This window comes from uncultured Acidaminococcus sp. (assembly GCA_900538365.1).
Classification (GTDB): Bacteria; Bacillota; Negativicutes; order Acidaminococcales; family Acidaminococcaceae; genus Acidaminococcus.
This window is the reverse complement of the sequence record UPXT01000075.1, coordinates 1-4447: the sequence shown is the minus strand read 5'-3', so window position 1 is coordinate 4447 and position 4447 is coordinate 1. Positions and strand designations below refer to the sequence as shown.

Below are 4447 nucleotides of genomic sequence, written 5' to 3'. Positions count from 1 at the left end.
CCCTTTATTTTGCAAGGACTATTTTTCCCTACCGAGAAACATTTTACGCTTAGTGAGAGGACTACGAATTTCTTTCGGTCCTTATTTTTACCGTCTTTATTTTGAAAACTTTCTTCTCTTTTTTACTTTTGCAAGGAATCTCCACATCATATTGGCCTTATTCAAGGAAAAATAACTTTGGTTAACTATATTGACAATGATTTGACAAATTGTCATCTCGGTGGTACAGTACTCCCCGGATAGAAAAATAGGAAGATTTGGGTAAATCTTATAGGGAGAGTGCAGACACGTTTTAGAAGGTGTGTGCCGCGAGTCGCAAAGCCGCAGGGCGGCCTTGTTTCCCGAAGGGCTCAAAGGGAAGGAAGTCTTCCCTTAAGGCAGAAGTTTGGAATGATGAAACGCTCCTTCCGAAAAGCTGCTTCCCAAGGAAACCTGTTTTTCCATTTTTTGTTGTGGAATTTTTTGCCGTGTTTCTTTGGGAACACGGTTTTTTTGTATGCTGCTTCCTATTTTTCGTATTGTCCGGCAGGACTTTTTCACCATTTCATTCCCTTTTTGTAACCTGTCCCCACGCTCCACCAGTCAGAAAGGAATGTGATCCATCCATGTACATCTGTCACACAACAAAGGAACTTAGAAATGAGGTCAGCCGAGTCAAGAAAGAAGGCAAATCCATCGGTCTTGTGACCACCATGGGTGCCCTTCATGAAGGACACGCTTCCCTCATCAAGGCAGCACGGGCGGAAAACGATTTTGTTATTGTCACCGTCTTTGTCAATCCTACGCAGTTTGGACCGACGGAAGACTACGCTGCTTATCCCAGGACTTTGAAAAGTGACTGCAAGATTGCAGAACGCGAAGGCGCCGACCTCGTCTTTGCGCCTGCCCCCAGCGAAATGTATCCCCACGAGGATATGACCTGGGTCGAAGTCACGGGTCCCATTACGAAGGTCCTTTGCGGAAGGACGCGGCCCATCCATTTTCGCGGCGTGACAACGATCTGCGCCAAGTTCTTTAACCTCACCCAATGTGACCGCGCCTACTACGGGCTCAAAGATGCTCAGCAGACCCAGGTCCTGCAGCGCATGGTTGACGATCTTTTCATGAATGTAACGCTGCGCCTCATGCCCATTGTCCGCGAGGAAGACGGTCTTGCCAGAAGCTCTCGCAACGTGTATCTAAGCCCCGAAGAGCGTAAGGCTGCCCTTGTCCTTTCCCGCAGCCTCCGTCATGCCAAAGAAGCCTACGGAAAAGGCGAGCGGAGCAAGAAAACCCTCGTTGGCCTTGTGATGAAAGAAATCAAGGAAGAACCCATGAGCGACATCGACTATGTCGAAATGTATGGCATGCCCGGCCTCTTTGAAGTGGAAGAAACGCTCCATACGCCTGTCCTCCTTGCCGTTGCTGTCCGCTTTGGCACGACGCGCCTTATTGATAACGTCATTTTGGGGGTGGAAGCATGATCTACACCATGATGCACGGAAAGCTCCATCGCGCCACCGTTACAGAAGCAAACCTGAACTACATGGGAAGCATCACCATCGATGCCGACCTGCTTGACGCCGCAGGCATCCTTCCCGGCGAACGCGTCCAGATCTGCAACAATAATAACGGCGCCCGCATTGAAACCTATACGATTGCGGGAAAACGCGGCAGCGGCGTTGTTTGCCTTAATGGTGCAGCCGCCCGTTACGCCCAGATTGGAGACATTGTCATCATCATCGCCTATGCCCAAATGGACGAAAAAGAAGCCCGCCTTTTTACGCCCAAGGTCGTCATGCTCGGCGAAGGAAATCAGCCGCTCAAAAGCCGCGGGACGGAAAAAGAACGGGAGGTGGCTGACTGATGCTCGATAAGCTCATCCATTGGTCCACACGTTACATGGCCGTCGGCGTCATGATTGCAGGTTTTTTAGGGATTCTCTTCCCCGCGGCCATGAAGCCTTACGCTCGCTTTATCCCCACCCTTTTGGGAATCATCATGTTTGGCATGGGCATGAGCCTTAAGGCCGAAGACTTTCGAAATGTCTTTCGGGACCCACGCTCTGTTGCCGTTGGGGCCATCCTGCAGTTTACCATCATGCCCCTTTTGGCCTATGTCCTTGTGACGGTCTTGGCCCTGCCTCCCGAAATTGCCATCGGTGTCGTCCTTGTAGGCTGCTGCCCTGGTGGGACTGCGTCAAACGTCATCTCCTTCATCGCGCATGCCGATGTAGCTCTTTCTGTGTCCATGACCATGGTAAACACCATCCTGGCCCCTTTCATCACGCCCCTTCTCATCTATCTGATTGCTGGAACGTGGATTGAAATCAGCCTTTCTTCCATGATGTTTTCCATCGTCAAGATGGTGCTCCTCCCCCTCATTTTGGGCCTTGCGAGCAACTATTTCTTTCCCCGCACTGTATCCCGCTTTTCCCGCTTCATGCCCATGTTCTCCTCCTTTGTCATTATGGTGACGGTCCTTTGCGTCGTCTCACTTTCAGGGCGGACCATCTTGGACCACGGCCTCGTGATCCTTGTTGCTGTCATTTTGCATAACCTTGGCGGCATGGCCTTGGGCCACCTTGCAGCGCGCCGCTTTGGCATGACGCCGCAAAAAGTGCGTGCCATGACCATCGAAGTAGGCATGCAGAATTCCGGTCTCGCCTCAGCCCTTGCCCTCATGTACTTTACGGCAGCTGGCGGCATTGCCGGCGCCATCTTCTCCGTGTGGCATAACGTATCTGGGTCCCTCTACGCCTCCTACTGCGTCGGAAAGGACGAGGAAATGGGAGAAAGAGAAGAGACAGTTCCTCTTCATGTAAAATCGCGTTCCTAACTCCTAGATAATCAGCTTCATCATGGACAAAAGCCCCTCTAAAACGCATGACCTGCGCTTTGGAGGAGCTTTTTTGATAGGACTATGCTTTTTTATAAAGGGCGTCGAAGACTTTCAAGAGTTTATCGTTCCGTCTTTCGGTTGCTTCCTTATCTTTCCCATTCGAGTAGTCGTAGAAGCCTTTCTTGGTCTTCACACCTAGTTCACCCTTTTCATAATGTTCCTTTAAAAGAGTGGGGATCTCATGGCTGTCATCAAGGTCCTTCATGAGATAACTCGATACATGGTAGAACGTGTCGAGCCCACCAAAGTCCATGGTTTCGAGCGGCCCAATGCAGGCCCAGCGGAAAGCAAGCCCATATTTCATAACAGCGTCGATATCTTCAGCAGAAACGACACCTTTTTCCACCAGAGACAGGGCTTCCCGCACGACAGCGAGCTGGATGCGGTTTGCCGCAAAGCCCAGGACATCCTTATTGACAATGACCGGCTTCTTCCCAATAGTGCGGGCAAGATCCCGAACGGCCTCAGCCACTTCTTGGCGGGTTTCGTCATTTTTAATGATTTCAATAAGGAGAATGAGCGTCGGCGGATTGAACCAATGCATCCCTAGAAAGCGTTCCCTGTGCGTCACAAATTGGGCCAGAGCATTGATAGAAAGACCGGAAGTATTCGTTGCAAGAATCATATCCGCATCAGCAATCTTGCAGAAAGATTCATAGAATCCCTCTTTAATGCCCATATCTTCCGTCACGTTTTCAATGACAATATCGAGATGGGCAATGTCCTCCAAATTGGTCGTATAGTGGATCTTTTCGCGGCTAGTTTCACTGATGAGGGTCTTTGCCCGCTCAAGCGTAGGCTTTCTATGGTTCCAAAGGGTCACATCAAAACCATAGGAAGCAAAGATATCCGCCATGGAATAGCCCATCGTACCAGCGCCGGCAATGCCGATTCGTTTGATTTCCATAATCAAGGCTCCTTTCAAAATCATCTCTTAGGTCTATCATAGCACTTTTAAGACAAAGGCGATAGTAAGCCATGTCTTTTTAAAGGCCCTTTATCTGTCGGAGCCAAGCGGTACACCTAAAAAGCACCGCATGGATTCTATGTTCCATACGGTGCGGCCAAGTGCCCATGGCGTGGCTTGTTTTCAATTGGTGGAGATGAGGGGAGTCGAACCCCTGTCCGAAAGCATTGCCATGCAACTTTCTCCGAGCGCATCCAACATATTTTATTTCGGGGCATCATCGCCTATTGGCGGGCTAATCAGTCCCTATCTCGATGGGTTTCCCACGCGACCTCCGAGAATTGGCCCTGTGGTATCCTGCAAGTGTCGTTCACTTTCCTTCAGCAGGAATGAAGAAAAGGAACGTTAGCAATTAAGCTGCTAAAGCGTAAGAATCTTCTGCGTTTATAACGCGTTTCCACCGTTTTATGGGGTTGATGGAATCCCAGCTCGCTTATCACACAACATCTACCCCCGTCGAAACCAGTACATCCCCAGGGTTTATGTGAATTTCATCATAGCACATCCATCGCCAAAAAGCAATGAAAGTAAAATGAGTTACATTGAGGGCGGATTGTATAATTAAGTTGAACACTTAAAAATCCATAGCGAACCCTTGTG

General features: G+C 49.6%; 4 protein-coding genes and 1 other RNA gene. 3 read left to right on the top strand and 2 right to left on the bottom strand.

Annotated elements, in window-relative coordinates; translation table 11 throughout:
• The first annotated feature begins 605 nt into the window (after positions 1–605).
• Genes panC through QZQ08_RS09650 form a run of 3 tightly spaced genes read left to right on the top strand, consistent with a single transcriptional unit; the run spans position 606 to position 2817 of the window.
• Positions 606–1463, top strand: coding sequence for a pantoate--beta-alanine ligase (gene panC, locus QZQ08_RS09660; protein ID WP_296331449.1), 858 nt, complete (start codon positions 606–608; stop codon positions 1461–1463).
• The gene (panD, locus tag QZQ08_RS09655; protein ID WP_296331448.1) at positions 1460–1846 is read left to right on the top strand and encodes an aspartate 1-decarboxylase; all 387 of its coding nucleotides are present in this window, start codon (positions 1460–1462) and stop codon (positions 1844–1846) included. Before panC ends, panD begins: the two co-directional genes overlap by 4 nt.
• Positions 1846–2817 carry a bile acid:sodium symporter family protein gene (locus tag QZQ08_RS09650; RefSeq protein WP_296331447.1) on the top strand — a complete coding sequence of 324 codons (972 nt, stop codon included), beginning with the start codon at positions 1846–1848 and terminating at the stop codon, positions 2815–2817. Before panD ends, QZQ08_RS09650 begins: the two co-directional genes overlap by 1 nt.
• 82 nt (positions 2818–2899) lie before the next feature.
• On the opposite strand, the gene QZQ08_RS09645 is transcribed toward QZQ08_RS09650, so the two are convergent.
• The gene (locus QZQ08_RS09645; protein ID WP_296331445.1) at positions 2900–3787 is read right to left on the bottom strand and encodes a 3-hydroxyacyl-CoA dehydrogenase family protein; all 888 of its coding nucleotides are present in this window, start codon (positions 3785–3787) and stop codon (positions 2900–2902) included.
• Between the two features lie 188 nt (positions 3788–3975).
• Positions 3976–4322, bottom strand: a transfer-messenger RNA (tmRNA) gene (gene ssrA, locus QZQ08_RS09640).
• Positions 4323–4447 lie beyond the last annotated feature (125 nt).